Source organism: Pseudomonas glycinae (assembly GCF_001594225.2).
GTDB classification, from domain to species: domain Bacteria; phylum Pseudomonadota; class Gammaproteobacteria; order Pseudomonadales; family Pseudomonadaceae; genus Aquipseudomonas; species Aquipseudomonas glycinae.
Genome location: NZ_CP014205.2, coordinates 1,109,994 through 1,126,956, shown reverse-complemented (window position 1 = coordinate 1,126,956; position 16,963 = coordinate 1,109,994). Strand labels below are relative to the sequence as shown.

The following is a 16,963-nucleotide window of genomic DNA, read 5'->3' as shown; positions in this document are numbered from 1 at the left end:
CCATGCCTCGCTAGCGGTGACCTCCATGGCTTTTTCCGAACGTGTCTCGCGCCTCAAAAGTTCTCTGATCCGTGAAATCCTTGCCGCGGCCCAGCGCCCGGAAGTGATGTCGTTTGCTGGCGGTTTGCCGGCTGAAGCCATGCTGCCGAAGGTTGAATGGGCCGACATGCCACTGTCTCTCGGCCAGTACGGCATGAGCGAAGGCGAGCCGGCATTGCGCGAAGCGCTGGCAGCAGAGGCGAGGGCGCTGGGTTTGCCGTGTGAGGCGAGCCAGGTGCTGGTGGTCAGTGGTTCCCAGCAAACCCTGGATCTGGCGGCCAAGCTGTACATCGACAAGGGCACCGAAATCCTGCTTGAAGCGCCGACTTATCTGGCGGCCCTGCAGATCTTCCAGCTGTTCGGCGCCGATTGCCTGACCGTGCCGCTGGAGGCTGACGGTCCGAACCTCGCGCAATTACGTCAGCGTCTCGAACAGCACCGCCCGGCGTTCATCTATCTGATCCCGACCTTCCAGAATCCATCCGCCGTGCGCTACAGCGAGGCCAAGCGCGAGGCCGTTGCTGCAATGCTCGACGAATTCGGCGTGACCCTGATCGAAGACGAACCCTATCGCGAACTGACCTTCGACGGCGGCAGCGCCCGACCGATTGCCGGACGCCTGAAGAAATCCAGCTGGATCTACACCGGCACCGTGTCGAAAACCCTGTTGCCGGGACTGCGCGTCGGCTACCTGATTGCCAGCCCGGACCTTTTCCCGCATCTGCTCAAGCTCAAGCAGTCGGCGGATCTGCACACCAACCGCATCGGTCAGTGGCAGGCATTGCAGTGGATTGGCAGTGAGAAATATCAACAGCACTTGAGCGAATTGCGCGGCTTCTACCGTCAGCGCCGCGACGCCTTTCAAGCGGCGCTGGAAACCCATTTCGCCGATCTGGCGGACTGGAACACGCCGCAGGGCGGGCTGTTTTTCTGGCTGACCCTGAAGCAACCGCTGGACACCCGCACCTTGCTGAACACCGCGCTGGCCAACGATGTGGCGTTCATGCCGGGCGAACCATTCTTCCCCGAGCCGGATCGCAATCCCGGTCATCTTCGCCTGAACTTCAGCCACATCGATCCGGCACGACTCGATGAAGGGCTCAAGCGTCTGGCGGCGGTGGTGCGCCAGGCACAGGCCGCGCAGGCTGCATGAAAAAACCGGCCATCAGGCCGGTTTTTTTGGATCAGACTGCGGCGAACCGCTTGTTCAGATACTCGATGATGGTGTTGGACTCATACATCCAGGTGGTCTGGCCGTTCTCTTCGATGCGCAGGCACGGCACCTTGATCTTGCCGCCCTGTTCCAGCAGGGTCTGACGATCCTGCTCGTTGTTCTTCGCATCCTTCAGGGCCACCGGAACGTTCAGGCGACGCAGGCTGCGGCGGGTCTTCACGCAGAACGGGCAGGCGTGGAACTGATACAGGGTCAGGTCCTTGGCGGCGGCATCAACCTGGGCCTGGGCAGCGGCGGGGCGCTGTTTCTTGCCCGGGCGGGTCAGAAAGTCAACGAAGATGATCAGTTGGCCGAGGCCGACACGAAGCGCTTTGACGAACACGTTACAAGCCTCACAGGGACATTGAAGAAGGCACGCAGCTTACCCGATTTTTCACGGACGAAAAAAAACCGGCGATCAACGCCGGTTTTTTTTGTCACGCATTACTTGATCAGGCTGAGAAACTCGCTGCGGGTCGCCGCGTTTTCACGGAACTCACCGAGCATCACCGAAGTGATCATCGACGAGTTCTGCTTCTCCACACCGCGCATCATCATGCACATGTGCTTGGCCTCGATCACCACGGCCACGCCCAGCGCGCCGGTGACCTGCTGGACCGCATCGGCGATCTGGCGGCTGAGGTTTTCCTGGATCTGCAGGCGGCGGGCGTACATGTCGACGATCCGCGCGACCTTCGACAGGCCCAGCACTTTGCCGCTCGGGATGTACGCGACGTGGGCCTTGCCGATGAACGGCAGCAGGTGGTGTTCGCACAACGAGTAGAGCTCGATGTCCTTGACCAGCACCATTTCGCTGTTGTCGGAGCTGAACAGGGCACCGTTGGTGACCTCTTCGAGCGTCTGTTGATAACCGCGGCAGAGGTACTGCATGGCTTTGGCGGCACGCTTTGGCGTGTCGAGCAGGCCCTCGCGGGAGACGTCCTCGCCCAGTTGGCCGAGAATCGCGGTGTAATTCTGTTCCAGGGACATGAAACTACCTGTGGGGATTTTCGCAAAGGGCAAGGGTACGGTGGCGGACACGACCCTGCAAGTTCGGTGTGACGGGTTTATTCGTCGCGGCCTTCCATCATGGTGCGTTTCAGCATCACGTAAACCGCGCCGGCGCCGCCATGTTTCGCCTGGCACGAGCAGAAACCGAGCACTTGCGCATGCTGGCGCAGCCAGGTGTTGACGTGGCTTTTGATCATCGGCCGCTTGCCGTCCAGACGCACGGCCTTGCCGTGGGTGACGCGTACGCAGCGGATTTCGAATCTGGTGGCTTCGGCGAGAAACGCCCAAAGAATTTCGCGGGCTTTTTCTACGCTCATGCCGTGCAGGTCGAGGCTGCCTTCGAACGGGATCTGCCCGATCTTGAGCTTGCGCATCTGGCTTTCCTGCACCCCGTCGCGGGCCCACATCAACTCGTCTTCGGGACCGACGTCGATCACGAACTGATCGGACAGGCCATCAACGGTGGTGGTGTCGGTGCGCACGGTGGCGGACTGGCGCAGCTTGGCGATCCGGTCACGGTCAGTCTTGGGTTTGCCGGTGTCGGCGCGGTCGTGCTTGATCGGCTTGACGCCTTGAATCGCACTTTTGAACAGGGAAAAATCGTCGTCTTGCATGTCAGCCTCCGCGAAGGGCGGCCAGTTTACCCAAACGGACAAAAAACGGCCCGGCAAAAAGCCAGGCCCTCAATTCAATCGTGTTTTTTCATCAGGTGCGGGGACATGTTCAATTCTCGCGATTGCCGTGCGCGACGCCGGCAACGACGCCACAGGGCCACGCCGAAATACAGGAACAGCAGGCCGACCGCGAGAATGATCGCCGAGCCGAGCGGTGTTGCGTTCAGATCGCCGAGCGCCGGTGGGCGCCCCAGCAGGCTGGCGGCCCCGGCCATCGCCAGCAGCACGCCGAACGTCGCCAGAATGGCAGCGATCGCCGCGCCGAATCGAAATCGCCAGTTGCTTTGGCCTTTGGGCCGCAAGCGGCGTGCGTCAAATCCATCGGATAACTTCATTCCGACCTTCCTCAATGGGTATCGGCCCTTCGACCGGGAGTTGACCGGGTTGTTCCTGAGGCTAGGGTAATTGAAGCAAATGCGAGGTTTTTGCAGATGAGCGGCGGGCAGAGCCGCTCATTTACGGTCGATCAGATCAGATCCTGGGTCAGGGCGAGGGTGGCGAAGTTGTCGGCCATGATTGCCATTTCCGCTTCCTGCACCTGTTCGGCGCTGAGCACGCGGCCCTTGAACGGCAGATCGCGGGTGGCGCAGGCGTCTTCGACGAGGGTGCAGCGGAAGCCCAGGTTTTTCGCCGCGCGCACAGTCGTGCTGACGCTGGAGTGACTCATGAAGCCGCAGACGATCAGGTCCAGCGAGCCGATGGTTTGCAGACGATCATAGAGTTCGGTGCCGTGAAAGGCGCTCGGCAGCAACTTGCCGATGATGGTTTCATCGCCCTGGGGTTCCAGACCGGGGATGAACTCGCCGCGTTCGCCCTGCGGGTCGAACAGACCGCCGACGGTGCCGAGGTGACGCACGTGCACGATCGGCCGACCGGCTGCGCGGGCGGCGGCAACCAGTTGTTTGATGTTCGCGACAGCCGCGTCCATGCCGCTCAGGGCCAGCGGGCCGCTGAGGTACTCTTTCTGGGCATCGATGATGACCACGGTGGCATGGCTCAACGTGGCCGCTGCGTAACCGCGACCGCTGAGTTGAAACATCGTTTTTGGAACGGACATTCTGGGGCTCCTTCGGGTGGGGCTTTTGCGACATTGTCCTCTGGCTGAGCGGTTCTGTGAATCGCTACCATCGTAGGCACCGTCGTTGCTGGCCTGCAGCCTTGTCAAGTTACACGATCTGTTCAATAGCTGAGGGGAAAATCGGAAGAGTCCTACCGTCGCACAGGAATCTTTCCTGCGTCGTCGCGGCGCGTTTTGGCTGCTAGAATCGCCAGTCGTTTTTTCTGGAGTTCTGCCCCGTGATCACTTCCCGACTTCGTACCCTGCGCGACCACATCCGTTGGGCCGTCAGCCGCTTCCATGGGGAGGATCTGTTTTTCGGCCATGGCACCGACAATGCCTGGGACGAAGCCCGGCAGCTAGTGCTCGGTGCCTTGCACCTGCCATGGGAAATCGCCGACAGCTATCTGGATTGTGCACTGGAAGACGACGAGCTGGTCAACCTTCAGCGCCTGCTCAAGCGCCGCATCGAAGAACGTATTCCAACCGCTTACCTGCTGGGCGAAGCCTGGTTCTGCGGCATGTCGTTCATCGTCGATGAGCGTGTGCTGATCCCGCGTTCGCCGATTGGCGAGTTGATCGAAAACCGTTTTGCTCCATGGATCGGTGACGAACCGGCGCGGATTCTCGACCTGTGCACCGGCTCCGGCTGCATCGGCATCGCGTGTGCCTACGAGTTCCAGAACGCCGAAGTGGTGCTGGCGGATCTGTCGTTCGAAGCGCTGGAAGTGGCAAACCAGAACATCGAGCGTCATGGCGTCGATGAGCGGGTGTTCACGGTGCAGGGCGATGGTTTCGATGGTCTGCCGGGTCAACGTTTCGACCTGATCGTGTCGAACCCGCCCTACGTCGATGCGGAAGATTTCGCCGACATGCCGGACGAATACCAGCACGAGCCGGAACTGGGCCTGGCCTGTGGCGACGATGGTTTGAACCTGGTACGCCGGATGCTCGCCGAAGCGGCGGATCATCTGACCGAGAAGGGTTTGCTGATTGTCGAGGTGGGCAACAGCCAGGTCCACGTCGAAGCGCTGTACCCGGAGGTCGACTTCGCGTGGCTGGAGTTCGAGCGCGGCGGGCACGGTGTGTTCATGCTGACCGCCGAACAGTGCCGCGCCCATCAGGCACTGTTCGCTTCCCGCGTCTGACCCTCAAAAGCATCGTCGGAACGCCGTCCGGGGCAAGCCCGCTCCCACAGTTTCCGTGTGTACCGCAACACCCGGATACGACACAAAACCTGTGGGAGCGTGGCTTGCCCGCGATGGGGGCGCCTCGGTCTGAAGTCTTTACCGGTGGGTTGCAATCCAGATCAGCAACCCGGCCTGAAACACCGCAAACGCCACCAGACAGGTAATGGTGAAACGCAGCCCGGCGTCTTCGCGCTTGAACTTGCTGACCTTGTCTTCCTGCTTCTTCAGCTTCACTTCCTGCTCGGCCAGGTTCTGCTCGGCCTGCTGCAACATCTGCGCAGCTTCAAGAATTTCGACGATCTGCAGCTTTTCGCTGTTCCAGTCCCCCAGCAGGTCGCCGACCTTCACTTCCTTGACGCTGCCCTTCAAATGCTGGGCATCGGCGTAAACCACATCAAAGCCATGCACCCGCAGAAAGTGATCGCGGCGCAGGCGAGTGTCTTCGTTCAGCGCGTCCTTGTTGTTCAAGTCCATGCCGTCGACGGTGTAGGTGGGCCAGCGCTTTTTTGCCCAGTTGATGCCTTGGGCAGCCATGAAACGGCCGATGCCACGGTTCAGCGGTTCGATCTGCAAACCGCTGTCCGGGCCGAAATGCACGCGTTTGGTGGTGTGGTCGACCCATATATCCAGTTGATTCTGTTCTTTACGCACGCGCTGAGCAGGCAACTTGATCGCCATGCGCATCAGGCTGTGTTCTTTGCCGTTGCGTTCCGCGTAACCGAATTCAACGAAGCGCAGTGGCCGCCCGCCGGTGTTGCGGTCGGTCTGCAACGGCGCCAGGCGGAGCATCTTGTGGTGCTCGACGTGGACATCCGCCCAAGGCAGCTCGACCGCTGGCGGTGCGTCTTTTTCAGCGGTGGTGTCGGGTGAAGTCTGGGTTTCGGTCATAACGGCGAGATCCTGTCCAAGCTGCTTGCCGCCAGCCAGTACGCTGGCGACAAAGGCTTATCGGCCGTTTTCTAAAGTCCTAGAGGGTATGGGGGCGTTCTCAGCTAGTTTTTACGCCGCGTTGTCGCCTTAAAGCGGGCCAGGCAAGGCGTAGGCCACTGGAAATGGTTGTTCCCTTTCCAAGGCCTGCAACGCAGGCTGGCCCGCTTTAAGGCACAACCCGAAGGGCCGGGCCTGCTGTTGTGCAGGGCTGCGTTGCTCGAAGCTTATTTGGAATGACCAAACCACGCTTCTCGCGCCTTGCCCTGCACAACAGCAGACCCGGCGCGGCGTGAAAACTAGCTGAGAACGCCCCCTAGCGTTTAACGGGTGCGAAGTCCGTCAATAAATTCAAGAACGCGTGTTCCCAGTTCCACCGCCAGCGGCAAATTCGGGTCCTTGTAGGAGGCCAGTTGCCGCTTCACGTCGTTGGGCACGATGCGCAACACGTGGTTCATACCCTCGATCAGCGCCAGCTCTGCGTCCGGTTTGGCAGCCTTGAGCAATTTCGCATCATCGACCTGGACCTGGATGTCGTTGCTGCCTTGCACGATCAACGCTGGCATTTTCAGTTGAGCGAAGGCCGCTGCCGGATCCTGACGGAACAGCGAAATCAGGTACGGCTGCACACTCGGACGGAAAATCACCTGCAACGGGGCTGGCACATTGTCGTCGGTATGCCCGGCCTTGAGGCTGTCGAGCAGTTCGTTGCTGCGCAGCATCAACGGGGGAGGGAGGCTGCGGGCCAGTTGCCGGCGCAGCACCTGATCGATCGGCCGGGCCGTGCCGGAAAGCGAGATGACCGCCGCGGCGTCGACTTTTGGCGCCGCAAGGCTGGCAATCAGCGCGCCTTCACTGTGGCCGAGCAGGATCAACGGGCCGAAGCGCGGATCGGCTTTCAGCTTCTGACCCCAGGCCACCGCGTCCGCCACGTAGGCTTCCACCGACAGGTTTCGCTCGTCCGGAGTTGCCGCCAGGCTGGCCGCCACCCCGCGCTTGTCGAAACGCACACTGGCGACGTTGTGTTTGGCCAGCACCCAGGCCAGGCGCTTGAGGCTGTCATTGCGTCCGCCGTCGGGGTTGTTTCCGTCACGATCGGTAGGACCCGAGCCGGAAAGGATCAGGACAACCGGCACGGGGTTGTCGGATTTGGGCAGCAACAGCGAGCCGAAAAGTTCGCCGTTGTCGGTAGTCAACGTGACCGGTCGTTGCAGGACAGTCGCCTGGACGAAGCCGGTAAACAGGGAAAGGCTCAAGATCAAAACTCGCAGCATCATCACGCCATCATTTGCCAAGATGCCGGTTGGACTCACCCGCACCGCTAAGGTTCGAGGATGAACTACTCGGTTAGCCTGCGTATACTGGCGCGCATCACGAATTTGGGTTCGATTTCACGGAGCGTCCTGCATGTCCGGCAATACCTACGGCAAGCTGTTCACTGTCACCACCGCTGGCGAAAGCCATGGTCCGGCGTTGGTCGCCATTGTCGACGGCTGCCCGCCGGGCCTGGAGATTTCCCTTGAGGACCTGCAACGCGATCTCGACCGTCGCAAACCGGGAACCAGCCGCCACACCACCCAGCGGCAGGAAGCCGACGAAGTCGAAATTCTCTCCGGCGTGTTCGAGGGCCGCACCACTGGCTGCTCCATTGGCCTGCTGATTCGCAACACCGACCAGAAGTCCAAGGACTACTCGGCGATCAAGGACCTGTTCCGCCCGGCCCACGCTGACTACACCTACCACCACAAGTACGGCGAGCGCGATTATCGCGGCGGCGGTCGCAGCTCGGCGCGGGAAACCGCCATGCGCGTCGCGGCCGGTGCCATCGCCAAGAAGTACCTGGCCAGCCAGGGCATCGTCATTCGCGGCTACATGAGCCAGCTCGGCCCGATCGAAATCCCGTTCAAGACCTGGGACTCGGTCGAGCAGAATGCCTTCTTCAGCCCGGACCCGGACAAAGTGCCGGAGCTGGAAGCCTATATGGACCAACTGCGCCGCGATCAGGATTCCGTCGGGGCGAAGATCACCGTGGTTGCCGAAGGCGTGATGCCGGGCCTGGGCGAGCCGATCTTCGACCGTCTCGATGCCGAACTGGCCCATGCGCTGATGAGCATCAACGCGGTCAAAGGTGTGGAAATCGGCGCCGGTTTTGCCTGCGTCGCGCAGCGCGGCACCGAACACCGTGACGAGCTGACCCCGGAAGGTTTCCTCAGCAACAACGCGGGCGGCATCCTTGGCGGAATCTCTTCGGGGCAGCCGATCGTCGCGCACCTGGCCTTGAAGCCGACTTCGAGCATCACCACCCCGGGCCGTTCGATCGACATCGATGGTAACCCGGTCGATGTCATTACCAAGGGCCGTCACGACCCATGTGTCGGTATCCGCGCCACGCCGATTGCCGAGGCGATGATGGCCATCGTGTTGATGGATCACCTGCTGCGCCACCGTGGCCAGAACGCCGATGTGCGCGTGAGCACCCCGGTGCTGGGTCAGCTTTGATGGGTGATCTCAAAGCCGCCGCGGTCTGACCGTGGCGGCGCTCCCGTACTGGCGGCTGTCCAGTTTCTATCTGTTCTATTTCGCCTTGCTCGGTTCGACGGCGCCGTTTCTGGCGCTGTACTTCGATCACCTCGGTTTCAGTGCCGCGCGGATCGGCGAGCTGGTAGCAATCCCGATGCTGATGCGCTGCGTGGCGCCGAACATCTGGGGTTGGCTCGGCGATTACACCGGCAGGCGCCTGGCCATCGTGCGCTTCGGCGCGGTGTGCACGCTGCTGACGTTCTCATTGATTTTCGTCTGCAAGACCTACGCCTGGCTGGCGATGGTCATGGCCTTGCACGCGTTTTTCTGGCACGCGGTGCTGCCGCAGTTCGAAGTCATCACTCTGGCGCATTTGCAGGGCCAGACCTCCCGCTACAGTCAGATTCGCCTGTGGGGCTCGATCGGTTTCATCATCACCGTAGTCGCCCTCGGTCGCCTGTTCGAATGGCTCAGCCTCGACATCTACCCGGCGGCGCTGGTGTTGATCATGGCCGGCATCGTGCTCAGCAGTCTTTGGGTGCCGAACGCGCAACCGCCTCAGGGTAATCGACCGACCGGGGAGGGCTTTCTCAAACAGTTGCGCAGTCCCGGGGTGCTGGCGTTCTACGGTTGCGTGGCGCTGATGCAGATGAGCCACGGGCCGTATTACACGTTTTTGACCCTGCACCTCGAACGACTGGGCTACAGCCGTGGCGTGATCGGCATGCTCTGGGCGGTCGGCGTGGTGGCGGAAGTGCTGATGTTCATGGCCATGAGCCGGATTCTTGCGCGTTTTTCTTTGCGCCGCGTGCTGATGGCGAGTTTTCTGCTGGCGGCGTTGCGCTGGTTGCTGCTAGGTTCGTTCGCCGAATTCCTTTGGATCCTATTGTTTGCCCAGGTGCTGCACGCGGCGACGTTCGGCAGCTTTCATGCGGCTGCCATCGCGTTCGTGCAACGTAGCTTCGGCGCGCGCCAGCAAGGGCAGGGCCAGGCGTTGTACGCAGCGCTGGCCGGCACCGGTGGTGCGCTTGGCGCTTTGTATTCCGGCTACAGCTGGAATGCCCTCGGCGCGACATTGACCTTTAGTATTGCCAGTCTCGCAGCGCTCGCCGCTGCCGTTATCATTGCCATTCGAATGCAAGAGGACAGGCCATGAGCCTTACCCGTGAACAGCTTGCCCAGCAAATTGTCGACGCCGGGCGTTTTCTTTATGGTCGCGGCTGGTCGCCGGCCACCAGCAGCAATTACTCGACGCGCCTGTCGCCGAGCGAAGCGTTGCTGACCGTGTCCGGCAAGCACAAGGGCCAGTTGGGCCTGGACGACGTGCTCGCCACCGATCTGGCCGGCAACAGCCTGGAGCCCGGCAAAAAGCCGTCCGCCGAAACCCTGCTGCACACCCAGCTCTACAGCTGGCGCCCGGAGATCGGCGCGGTGCTGCACACCCACTCGGTGAACGCCACGGTGCTGTCGCGCCTGACGCCGCAAGACTTCATCGAGTTCGAAGACTACGAACTGCAAAAAGCCTTCAGCGGCATCTCGACCCACGAATCCCGGGTGCGCGTGCCGATCTTCGACAACGATCAGGATATTGCGCGCCTCGCTGCCAAGGTGCAGCCTTGGCTCGACGCCCATCCCGATTGCGTCGGTTATCTGATTCGCGGTCACGGCCTCTATACCTGGGGCGCGCAGATGAGCGACGCGTTGCGCCAGATCGAGGCCTTTGAATTCCTGTTTGAATGCGAGTTGAAGACCCGCAGCGTCATGAACCGCCAAGGCTGACTTCACCAGAACCAGCCCATTTGCCTGATGAATGCAGTGCCCGACCGGTCTGAAAGAACCGGACGGCAAGGCCGATACCGAGGAATGCCCCATGAGCAGCCTGTCCGTCTATCACGTTTCCAGCCCCGAAATTCCGAACAAGGTGCTGACCCATTTCGAAGACATCGCCTCGACCCTGGCCGAGCAGGGCGTGCGCTTCGACCGCTGGCAAGCCGCCGCGAAGATCCAGCCCGGCGCCAGCCAGGAAGAAGTGATCGGTGCTTATAAAGAGCAGATCGACAAACTGATGACCGAGCGCGGCTACATCACGGTCGATGTGATCAGCCTCAACAGCGACCACCCGCAAAAAGCCGAATTGCGCGCCAAGTTCCTCGAAGAACATCGGCATGGCGAAGACGAAGTACGTTTCTTCGTCGCCGGTCGTGGCCTGTTTACCCTGCACATCGATGATTACGTCTACGCCGTGTTGTGCGAGAAGAACGACCTGATTTCGGTGCCGGCCGGCACCAAACACTGGTTTGACATGGGCGAGAACCCGCACTTCGTGGCGATCCGCCTGTTCAACAACCCTGAAGGCTGGGTTGCCAATTTCACCGGAGAAGACATCGCCGGCCGCTTCCCGCGTCTGGAGGACTGAGCCGATGTCGATCAAGGTCATTCTCACCGACATCGAAGGCACCACCAGCGCGGTGAGTTTTGTGTTCGATGTCCTGTTTCCCTATGCGGCGAAACATCTGCCGGACTTCGTTCGCCAGAACGCCGCCCGTGCCGATGTTGCCGAGCAGCTGGACGCCGTGCGCCGTGACAGCAACGAGCCGCAGGCTGACGTCGAGCGGGTGGTGGAAATTCTGCTGGCGTGGATCGCCGAAGACCGCAAAGCCACGCCGCTCAAAGCGTTGCAGGGCATGGTCTGGGAGCAGGGCTATCAGGCCGGCCAGTTGAAAGGCCATGTTTACCCGGACGCCGTTGAAGCGCTCCAGCGCTGGCATCAGGCCGGGTATCAACTGTTCGTGTATTCGTCCGGTTCGATCCAGGCGCAGAAGCTGATTTTCGGCTGCTCGGAAGCAGGGGATCTGACGCCGCTGTTCAGCGGCTATTTCGACACTACCTCTGGGCCGAAGCGCGAAGCGCAGTCGTACAGCAATATCCAGCAGGCCATCGGAGTGGAGCCGCAGGAAATTCTGTTTTTGTCCGACATTGTCCAGGAACTCGACGCCGCCCAGGTCGCCGGCCTGCAAACCTGCGGGCTGGCCCGTGAGGGCGGGGAACTGGCAGGGCATGTGACCGTCGACAGCTTTACCGGGATTGAGCCGGAAGCGTTCTGAGGTCACTCCATCGACGCGCAAAAAAAACAGGCCGTGAAGCGAAAGCTCCACGGCCTGTCTGTTTATACGGTGTTCGAATTACATCGAGTGATAAGTCGGCAGGGCAAAACGTTGCTGACTTTGCAGCATGCCGATCTGCGGCAGCTCGCTGGCTTGTTCTGCCAGATCACGACGGATCGCGCTGATCGCCCACGACAGTTGGTCGCCGGTGTGCAATTGCTGATAGGTGAGCGCACGCTTGAATACTTTGCCGTCGGCACTCTTCAGCGTCAGCAGAATACCGCCATCGGGACGTGGCTGAGTGGTGACGGCGAAGTTGGAGAACAGGGAAGCAAATTTCTCTTGGATCAGGTTCATGTCTTTCAGCTCCGTATGCACTTGAATGGCAAGCATGTATAGGGAGTTGCAGCGATTGTGCCAGTATTTTTGTTTTTAAAAATCCATATAAATCAACAAGTTATAAATTTTTACTGTTTCGGGCGTCGTGCAATCTGCATGAATGGCCATCGTGCATCCTGCATTTTGCGGGATCATGGTCGATCCGATGGAACCAATACCCCCGGCGATAATCACGCTGCCCGTTGCAGCGCCGGGCGGATACAAAACATTGCAAAAACCGCGTGTACAGCCCGCGAAGCCCTGACGTATTTTCGGCCTCGACCCTCGCTTGAGAAGCGCCGGTTGCCTCACCCGATTGCCCGACAATAAAAATCCGGCCTGCGCGTCAAGGTCGAACGGGAGCTGCCATGCGCCACGCGCCGAACGACACGATTACCTGGGGCATGATGCTCCGCAAACTGCCGATGATTGCCAAAACCATCCCGCGGGTGGTGAGAGGCATGAAGGTGGCCAACGTCACGGATCCGACCCAAACCTGTGGCCTGGGCTGGACATTCGAGCAAGCAACCCTGCGCAATCCCGAAGGCCCCGCGCTGCTGTCGGGGGAGGTGGTGCTGAGTTATTCACAGGTCAACCAGTGGGCCAACCGCATCGCCCACTATCTGATCGGGCAGGGCATCGGCAAGGGCGATGTGGTGGCGGTGTTCATCGAAAACCGCCCGGAACTGCTGGTGACGATTCTGGCCCTGGCCAAAATCGGCGCCGTCAGCGCGCTGCTCAATACCTCGCAGACCCGCGATACGCTGATCCACAGCATCAACCTGGTGAAGCCGGCGGCGATTGTCGTCGGTGAGGAGTTGCTGCCGGCGTTTGCGGCGGTACGCGAGCAAGTGTCGATCCCGGCAGCCCGCGCCTGGTTTGTCGCCGATCAGGACACCTTCAGCCATCCGGGGATCGCGCCTGAGGGCTACATCAACCTGATCAGCGCCAGTGCCGACGCCTCGGGCGACAACCCGGCCAGCAGCCGGCAGATTTTTTTCGATGACCCTTGTTTCTATATCTACACCTCCGGCACCACCGGTTTGCCCAAGGCCGGCGTGTTCAAGCACGGCCGCTGGATGCGCAGTTCGGCGAGCTTCGGCATGATCGCCCTCGACATGCGCCCCGACGACATCGTCTATTGCACCTTGCCGCTGTACCACGCCACCGGGCTCTGCGTGTGCTGGGGTTCGGCGGTCAATGGCGCCTCGGGTTTCGCCATTCGCCGCAAGTTCAGCGCCCGCCAGTTCTGGAGCGACGTGCGCCGCTACCGCGCAACCACCATCGGTTACGTCGGCGAGTTGTGCCGTTATCTGGTGGATCAGCCGCTCAGCGCCGACGACAGCCGTCACGACGTGCGCAAGATGATCGGCAACGGCCTGCGGCCCGGCGCGTGGGCCGAGTTCAAGACCCGTTTCGGCGTGGATCACATCTGCGAGCTGTATGCGGCCAGCGACGGCAATATCGGCTTCACCAACATCCTCAATTTCGACAACACCATCGGTTTCTCGCTGATGGCCTGGGAGTTGGTGGCCTACGACCAGGACAGCGGCGAGCCGATTCGCGGTGACGACGGGTTCATGCGCAAGGTCGACCGGGGCGAGCGGGGGCTGTTGCTGGCGCGGATCGACGATAAGGCACCGCTGGACGGCTACACCGATCCGCAGAAAACCGCCAAGGTCGTGCTGCAAGACGTGTTCATCAAAGGGGATCGCTTCTTCAACACCGGCGATCTTCTGCGCAACATCGGTTTCGGCCACGCACAGTTTGTCGACCGCCTCGGCGACACCTACCGCTGGAAGGGCGAAAACGTCTCGACCACCGAGGTCGAGAACCTGCTGCTCCAACATCCGCACATTTCCGAAGCCGTAGCCTATGGCGTGGAAATCCCCAACACCAACGGTCGCGCCGGGATGGCGGCGATCACCCCGGCCGAGTCTTTGGCGACCCTGGATTTCGCCGAACTGCTGGCCTTCACCCGCGAACGCCTGCCGGCCTACGCGGTGCCGCTGTTCCTGCGGGTCAAGGTGAAAATGGAAACCACCGGCACCTTCAAATACCAGAAGACCCGCCTGAAAAACGAAGGTTTCGACCCCGGCCAGACAGGTGATGACCCGATTTATGCCTGGCTGCCGGGAACCGAAACCTACGTGCAGGTGACGAATGAAATCCTTGTCGACATCCGGGCAGGCAAGTATCGCTATTGATATTGGCTATCGGTCATCTTGGAAAAAAGGGGATGACAGCTATCGCCGCGCTCGGGAAACTGTCGGCTTTCCGAACGACCGAAAGTGGAGTTGCCCCATGTCCGACCAAAGCCGCCAGATGACCCCCGAAGAAGCTGCCGAATTCACCGAGCAGGTATTCAACAAGGCGCGCGAGGGCGATGCGGTGATGCTGGATCGCCTGATCACTGCCGGTCTGCCGGTGAACCTGACCAACAGCAAGGGCGACACCCTGCTGATGCTCGCCAGTTACTACGGGCATGTGGACGCGGTGCAAGTGCTGCTCAAGCACAAGGCCGACCCGGAACAGCGCAACGGCAACGGCCAGAGCCCGATTGCCGGCGCGGCGTTCAAGGGTGATCTGGCCGTAGTCAAGGCTTTGGTCGAGGGCGGTGCGCAGATTGAGGGCGCCTCCTTCGATGGCCGCACGGCGCTGATGATGGCGGCGATGTTCAACCGGGTTGAAATCGTCGATTACCTGATCGACCAGGGCGCCGATCCGAAAGCCAAGGATGCCAATGGCATCACCGCACTGGACGCGGCCCGTACCATGGGCGCCGTGGACACCACCGCGCAGCTGGAAAAACTGCTGGGCTGAGGCCGCTGGCCGGAACCCGCTCTGTGGCGAAGGCGAGAATGCGCTATCCTTCGCGCCCTCAAAATTCCCTTCGCCACAGGATCCGCCCCCATGAAAGCCGCACTCGCCGAACTCATCAGCAAAATCAGCTCCGGCTGCATGGGCGAAGACGAGATCCTGAAGGTCGCTGACGAAGCGGCGCAGGCTTACGCCGATGCCGACGCATTTCTGACCGCCAACCCGGACATCAACTACGACGATACTTTCCCGATTCCGCTGGGCGAATGGGTGGTGGTCGGCAGCCTGCCCGAGACCGTACTGTTTCAGGCGGACACCTACGCTGACCTGTTCGCACAGATCGTGGCTTCGTTCGGCCCGGGCGTCGAATTCAACCTCAAGCCCAAGCAACTGGCCAAGACCGAGGCGCTGACCGCGCTCAACCGCATCCAGGTGCAGATGAGCAGCCTGAACAAGGAAAACGGTGGTTACACGCTGATGAACTTCAGCCAGTTGCTCGACGACGAGCTGCAAGTGGTGCTGGTCTACGGCAACGACGTGCCGCGCGTACTGGAACTGTGCGCCGAAGTCGGCATTGCCGCCGCGCCGTCGCTGGAAGCGCTGAAGGTCGCCGTTCACGTCTGAACGCAATAAAAGGGAACCCTGAGCGCGACCGTCTATCCTAAAAGTGCATGCCACTATTCTGGAGTGACACCATGGGTTCCACGTTCAACGGCCTGGTCGGCCTGATCATTCTTGCGCTCGACATCTGGGCGATCATCAATGTGCTGAAAAGCGGCGCCGAGACCGGGATGAAAATCCTCTGGGTGCTGTTGATCATCCTGCTGCCGGTGCTGGGCCTGATCATCTGGGCGATTGCCGGGCCGCGGGGCAATGTGCGGATCTGACCGTTCGCACCCTGATAGGGTCGGGCCGATGAACTGAGGTTCGACCTGTCATCTTCGGCAACGTAGAATGCGCGCCTTTCCCGGGCAATCGAACATGACGATTGGCGCCCGCGCATTCATCGGAGCACTTCACCATGACCGTCACCAAGACCAGCGAATACCTGGAAACCCTCTACGAAGGCTACGGCCAGCGTTTTCGCATGGAAAAACTGCTGCACGAAGTGCGCACCGAACACCAGCACCTGGTGATTTTCCAGAACCCGCGCATGGGCCGGGTGATGGCGCTGGACGGCGTGATCCAGACCACCGAAGCCGATGAATTCATCTACCACGAAATGCTCACCCACGTGCCGATCCTCGCCCACGGCACCGCCAAACGCGTGCTGATCATTGGCGGCGGCGACGGCGGCATGCTGCGCGAAGTGACCAAACACGCCAGCGTCGAGCACATCACCATGGTCGAGATCGACGGCACCGTGGTCGACATGTGCAAAGAGTTTCTGCCGAACCACTCCAGCGGTGCTTACGACGATCCGCGCCTGAACCTGGTGATCGACGACGGCATGCGTTTCGTCGCCACTACCACTGAAAAATTCGACGTGATCATTTCCGACTCCACCGACCCGATCGGTCCGGGCGAAGTGCTGTTCTCGGAAAACTTCTACCAGGCCTGCCACCGCTGCCTGAACGAGGGCGGCATCCTCGTGACCCAGAACGGCACGCCGTTCATGCAGATCGAAGAAGTGAAAACCACCGCCGGCCGCCTGCGCAGCCTGTTCCCGGACTGGCACTTCTATCAGGCAGCCGTCCCAACCTACATCGGCGGTTCGATGACCTTTGCCTGGGGCTCGACCAACCCGGCCTACCGCAAGCTGAGCCGTGAAGTTCTGCAACAGCGCTTCATCGGCAGCGGCATCGTCACCCGCTACTACAACCCGGAAATCCATATCGGCGCCTTCGCCTTGCCGCAGTACGTGCTGCAGGCAGTGAACAAGCCAAGCAACGACTAAAAGCACCGTAAAACCCCTGTGGGAGCGGGCTTGCTCGCGAAGGCGTCTTATCATTCAACGTAGAGTTGACTGGTCGTTCGCTTTCGTGAGCAAGCCCGCTCCCACATGGATAGTTTTTTTCATGTTCGGCGGA

Annotated in this window: 20 protein-coding genes; 12 read left to right on the top strand and 8 right to left on the bottom strand. The window is 60.8% G+C overall.

Features of this window, described 5'->3' with window-relative positions; translation table 11 throughout:
- Window positions 1-25 precede the first annotated feature (25 nt).
- A complete protein-coding gene (locus tag AWU82_RS05180) occupies window positions 26-1,192 on the top strand; it encodes an aminotransferase-like domain-containing protein (RefSeq protein ID WP_064378715.1) in 1,167 nt (388 codons plus the stop codon).
- Between the two features lie 31 nt (window positions 1,193-1,223).
- On the opposite strand, the gene AWU82_RS05175 is transcribed toward AWU82_RS05180, so the two are convergent.
- From AWU82_RS05175 to AWU82_RS05155, 5 genes are all read right to left on the bottom strand, one after another.
- On the bottom strand, window positions 1,224-1,595 hold the full coding sequence (locus AWU82_RS05175; protein WP_007960011.1) for a glutathione S-transferase N-terminal domain-containing protein: 372 nt from the start codon (window positions 1,593-1,595) through the stop codon (window positions 1,224-1,226).
- A 101-nt stretch (window positions 1,596-1,696) separates the two neighbouring features.
- Window positions 1,697-2,242, bottom strand: a complete 546-nt coding sequence (folE, locus tag AWU82_RS05170) for a GTP cyclohydrolase I FolE (protein ID WP_011333202.1) — start codon at window positions 2,240-2,242, stop codon at window positions 1,697-1,699.
- Between the two features lie 77 nt (window positions 2,243-2,319).
- Entirely contained in the window at window positions 2,320-2,877 is a 558-nt protein-coding gene (locus AWU82_RS05165) for a Smr/MutS family protein (RefSeq protein WP_064378716.1), read from the bottom strand.
- Between the two features lie 74 nt (window positions 2,878-2,951).
- Window positions 2,952-3,272, bottom strand: coding sequence for a hypothetical protein (locus AWU82_RS05160; protein WP_007960009.1), 321 nt, complete (start codon window positions 3,270-3,272; stop codon window positions 2,952-2,954).
- A gap of 131 nt (window positions 3,273-3,403) precedes the next feature.
- A complete protein-coding gene (locus AWU82_RS05155) occupies window positions 3,404-3,994 on the bottom strand; it encodes a cysteine hydrolase family protein (RefSeq protein ID WP_011333204.1) in 591 nt (196 codons plus the stop codon).
- Between the two features lie 239 nt (window positions 3,995-4,233).
- Here AWU82_RS05155 and prmB point away from each other — a divergent pair, with 239 nt between their 5' ends.
- Window positions 4,234-5,142, top strand: a complete 909-nt coding sequence (gene prmB / locus AWU82_RS05150; protein ID WP_007960007.1) for a 50S ribosomal protein L3 N(5)-glutamine methyltransferase — start codon at window positions 4,234-4,236, stop codon at window positions 5,140-5,142.
- A gap of 138 nt (window positions 5,143-5,280) precedes the next feature.
- Here prmB and AWU82_RS05145 read toward each other — a convergent pair whose 3' ends face one another.
- Together AWU82_RS05145 and AWU82_RS05140 are read right to left on the bottom strand one after the other, a co-directional pair.
- Entirely contained in the window at window positions 5,281-6,072 is a 792-nt protein-coding gene (locus AWU82_RS05145) for a hypothetical protein (RefSeq protein ID WP_064378717.1), read from the bottom strand.
- Between the two features lie 362 nt (window positions 6,073-6,434).
- Complete coding sequence (locus AWU82_RS05140) at window positions 6,435-7,388, bottom strand: alpha/beta hydrolase (protein WP_064378718.1); 954 nt, start codon at window positions 7,386-7,388, stop codon at window positions 6,435-6,437.
- 130 nt (window positions 7,389-7,518) lie between these two features.
- Between AWU82_RS05140 and aroC the strand changes: the two genes are divergently transcribed.
- From aroC to mtnC, 5 genes are all read left to right on the top strand, one after another.
- Window positions 7,519-8,610, top strand: coding sequence for a chorismate synthase (gene aroC / locus AWU82_RS05135; protein WP_064378719.1), 1,092 nt, complete (start codon window positions 7,519-7,521; stop codon window positions 8,608-8,610).
- A 31-nt stretch (window positions 8,611-8,641) separates the two neighbouring features.
- A complete protein-coding gene (locus AWU82_RS05130) occupies window positions 8,642-9,787 on the top strand; it encodes an MFS transporter (protein WP_064378720.1) in 1,146 nt (381 codons plus the stop codon).
- The gene (locus tag AWU82_RS05125; protein WP_064378721.1) at window positions 9,784-10,410 is read left to right on the top strand and encodes a methylthioribulose 1-phosphate dehydratase; all 627 of its coding nucleotides are present in this window, start codon (window positions 9,784-9,786) and stop codon (window positions 10,408-10,410) included. Before AWU82_RS05130 ends, AWU82_RS05125 begins: the two co-directional genes overlap by 4 nt.
- A gap of 91 nt (window positions 10,411-10,501) precedes the next feature.
- Window positions 10,502-11,047: a 1,2-dihydroxy-3-keto-5-methylthiopentene dioxygenase gene (locus AWU82_RS05120; RefSeq protein WP_039770173.1), complete on the top strand. Its 546-nt coding sequence runs from the start codon at window positions 10,502-10,504 to the stop codon at window positions 11,045-11,047.
- A gap of 4 nt (window positions 11,048-11,051) precedes the next feature.
- Entirely contained in the window at window positions 11,052-11,735 is a 684-nt protein-coding gene (mtnC, locus tag AWU82_RS05115) for an acireductone synthase (RefSeq protein WP_064378722.1), read from the top strand.
- A gap of 78 nt (window positions 11,736-11,813) precedes the next feature.
- Here the strand turns inward: mtnC and AWU82_RS05110 are convergent, their stop codons facing one another.
- A complete protein-coding gene (locus AWU82_RS05110) occupies window positions 11,814-12,092 on the bottom strand; it encodes a DUF3509 domain-containing protein (RefSeq protein WP_064378723.1) in 279 nt (92 codons plus the stop codon).
- Window positions 12,093-12,481: 389 nt separating this feature from the next.
- Between AWU82_RS05110 and AWU82_RS05105 the strand changes: the two genes are divergently transcribed.
- The 5 genes from AWU82_RS05105 (at window position 12,482) to speE (ending at window position 16,830) form a co-directional block, all read left to right on the top strand.
- The gene (locus AWU82_RS05105; protein WP_064378724.1) at window positions 12,482-14,320 is read left to right on the top strand and encodes a long-chain-acyl-CoA synthetase; all 1,839 of its coding nucleotides are present in this window, start codon (window positions 12,482-12,484) and stop codon (window positions 14,318-14,320) included.
- A gap of 97 nt (window positions 14,321-14,417) precedes the next feature.
- Complete coding sequence (locus AWU82_RS05100) at window positions 14,418-14,936, top strand: ankyrin repeat domain-containing protein (RefSeq protein ID WP_011333214.1); 519 nt, start codon at window positions 14,418-14,420, stop codon at window positions 14,934-14,936.
- Window positions 14,937-15,026: 90 nt separating this feature from the next.
- Window positions 15,027-15,557, top strand: coding sequence for a hypothetical protein (locus AWU82_RS05095; RefSeq protein WP_064378725.1), 531 nt, complete (start codon window positions 15,027-15,029; stop codon window positions 15,555-15,557).
- 71 nt (window positions 15,558-15,628) lie between these two features.
- Window positions 15,629-15,820: a PLDc N-terminal domain-containing protein gene (locus tag AWU82_RS05090; RefSeq protein ID WP_007959984.1), complete on the top strand. Its 192-nt coding sequence runs from the start codon at window positions 15,629-15,631 to the stop codon at window positions 15,818-15,820.
- 134 nt (window positions 15,821-15,954) lie between these two features.
- Window positions 15,955-16,830 (top strand): polyamine aminopropyltransferase, encoded by an 876-nt coding sequence (speE, locus tag AWU82_RS05085; RefSeq protein ID WP_011333216.1) that lies wholly within the window; start codon window positions 15,955-15,957, stop codon window positions 16,828-16,830.
- Window positions 16,831-16,963: the final 133 nt, after the last annotated feature.

What these genes read in the sequence shown, in the direction of transcription:
- AWU82_RS05180 (WP_064378715.1), top strand. Translation starts at nt 26, where the DNA reads ATGGCTTTTTCCGAACGTGTCTCGCGCCTCAAAAGTTCTCTGATCCGT.
- folE (WP_011333202.1), bottom strand. Translation starts at nt 2,242, where the DNA reads ATGTCCCTGGAACAGAATTACACCGCGATTCTCGGCCAACTGGGCGAG.
- AWU82_RS05165 (WP_064378716.1), bottom strand. Translation starts at nt 2,877, where the DNA reads ATGCAAGACGACGATTTTTCCCTGTTCAAAAGTGCGATTCAAGGCGTC.
- AWU82_RS05160 (WP_007960009.1), bottom strand. Translation starts at nt 3,272, where the DNA reads ATGAAGTTATCCGATGGATTTGACGCACGCCGCTTGCGGCCCAAAGGC.
- AWU82_RS05155 (WP_011333204.1), bottom strand. Translation starts at nt 3,994, where the DNA reads ATGTCCGTTCCAAAAACGATGTTTCAACTCAGCGGTCGCGGTTACGCA.
- AWU82_RS05145 (WP_064378717.1), bottom strand. Translation starts at nt 6,072, where the DNA reads ATGACCGAAACCCAGACTTCACCCGACACCACCGCTGAAAAAGACGCA.
- AWU82_RS05140 (WP_064378718.1), bottom strand. Translation starts at nt 7,388, where the DNA reads ATGATGCTGCGAGTTTTGATCTTGAGCCTTTCCCTGTTTACCGGCTTC.
- aroC (WP_064378719.1), top strand. Translation starts at nt 7,519, where the DNA reads ATGTCCGGCAATACCTACGGCAAGCTGTTCACTGTCACCACCGCTGGC.
- AWU82_RS05125 (WP_064378721.1), top strand. Translation starts at nt 9,784, where the DNA reads ATGAGCCTTACCCGTGAACAGCTTGCCCAGCAAATTGTCGACGCCGGG.
- AWU82_RS05120 (WP_039770173.1), top strand. Translation starts at nt 10,502, where the DNA reads ATGAGCAGCCTGTCCGTCTATCACGTTTCCAGCCCCGAAATTCCGAAC.
- mtnC (WP_064378722.1), top strand. Translation starts at nt 11,052, where the DNA reads ATGTCGATCAAGGTCATTCTCACCGACATCGAAGGCACCACCAGCGCG.
- AWU82_RS05110 (WP_064378723.1), bottom strand. Translation starts at nt 12,092, where the DNA reads ATGAACCTGATCCAAGAGAAATTTGCTTCCCTGTTCTCCAACTTCGCC.
- AWU82_RS05105 (WP_064378724.1), top strand. Translation starts at nt 12,482, where the DNA reads ATGCGCCACGCGCCGAACGACACGATTACCTGGGGCATGATGCTCCGC.
- AWU82_RS05100 (WP_011333214.1), top strand. Translation starts at nt 14,418, where the DNA reads ATGTCCGACCAAAGCCGCCAGATGACCCCCGAAGAAGCTGCCGAATTC.
- AWU82_RS05095 (WP_064378725.1), top strand. Translation starts at nt 15,027, where the DNA reads ATGAAAGCCGCACTCGCCGAACTCATCAGCAAAATCAGCTCCGGCTGC.
- AWU82_RS05090 (WP_007959984.1), top strand. Translation starts at nt 15,629, where the DNA reads ATGGGTTCCACGTTCAACGGCCTGGTCGGCCTGATCATTCTTGCGCTC.
- speE (WP_011333216.1), top strand. Translation starts at nt 15,955, where the DNA reads ATGACCGTCACCAAGACCAGCGAATACCTGGAAACCCTCTACGAAGGC.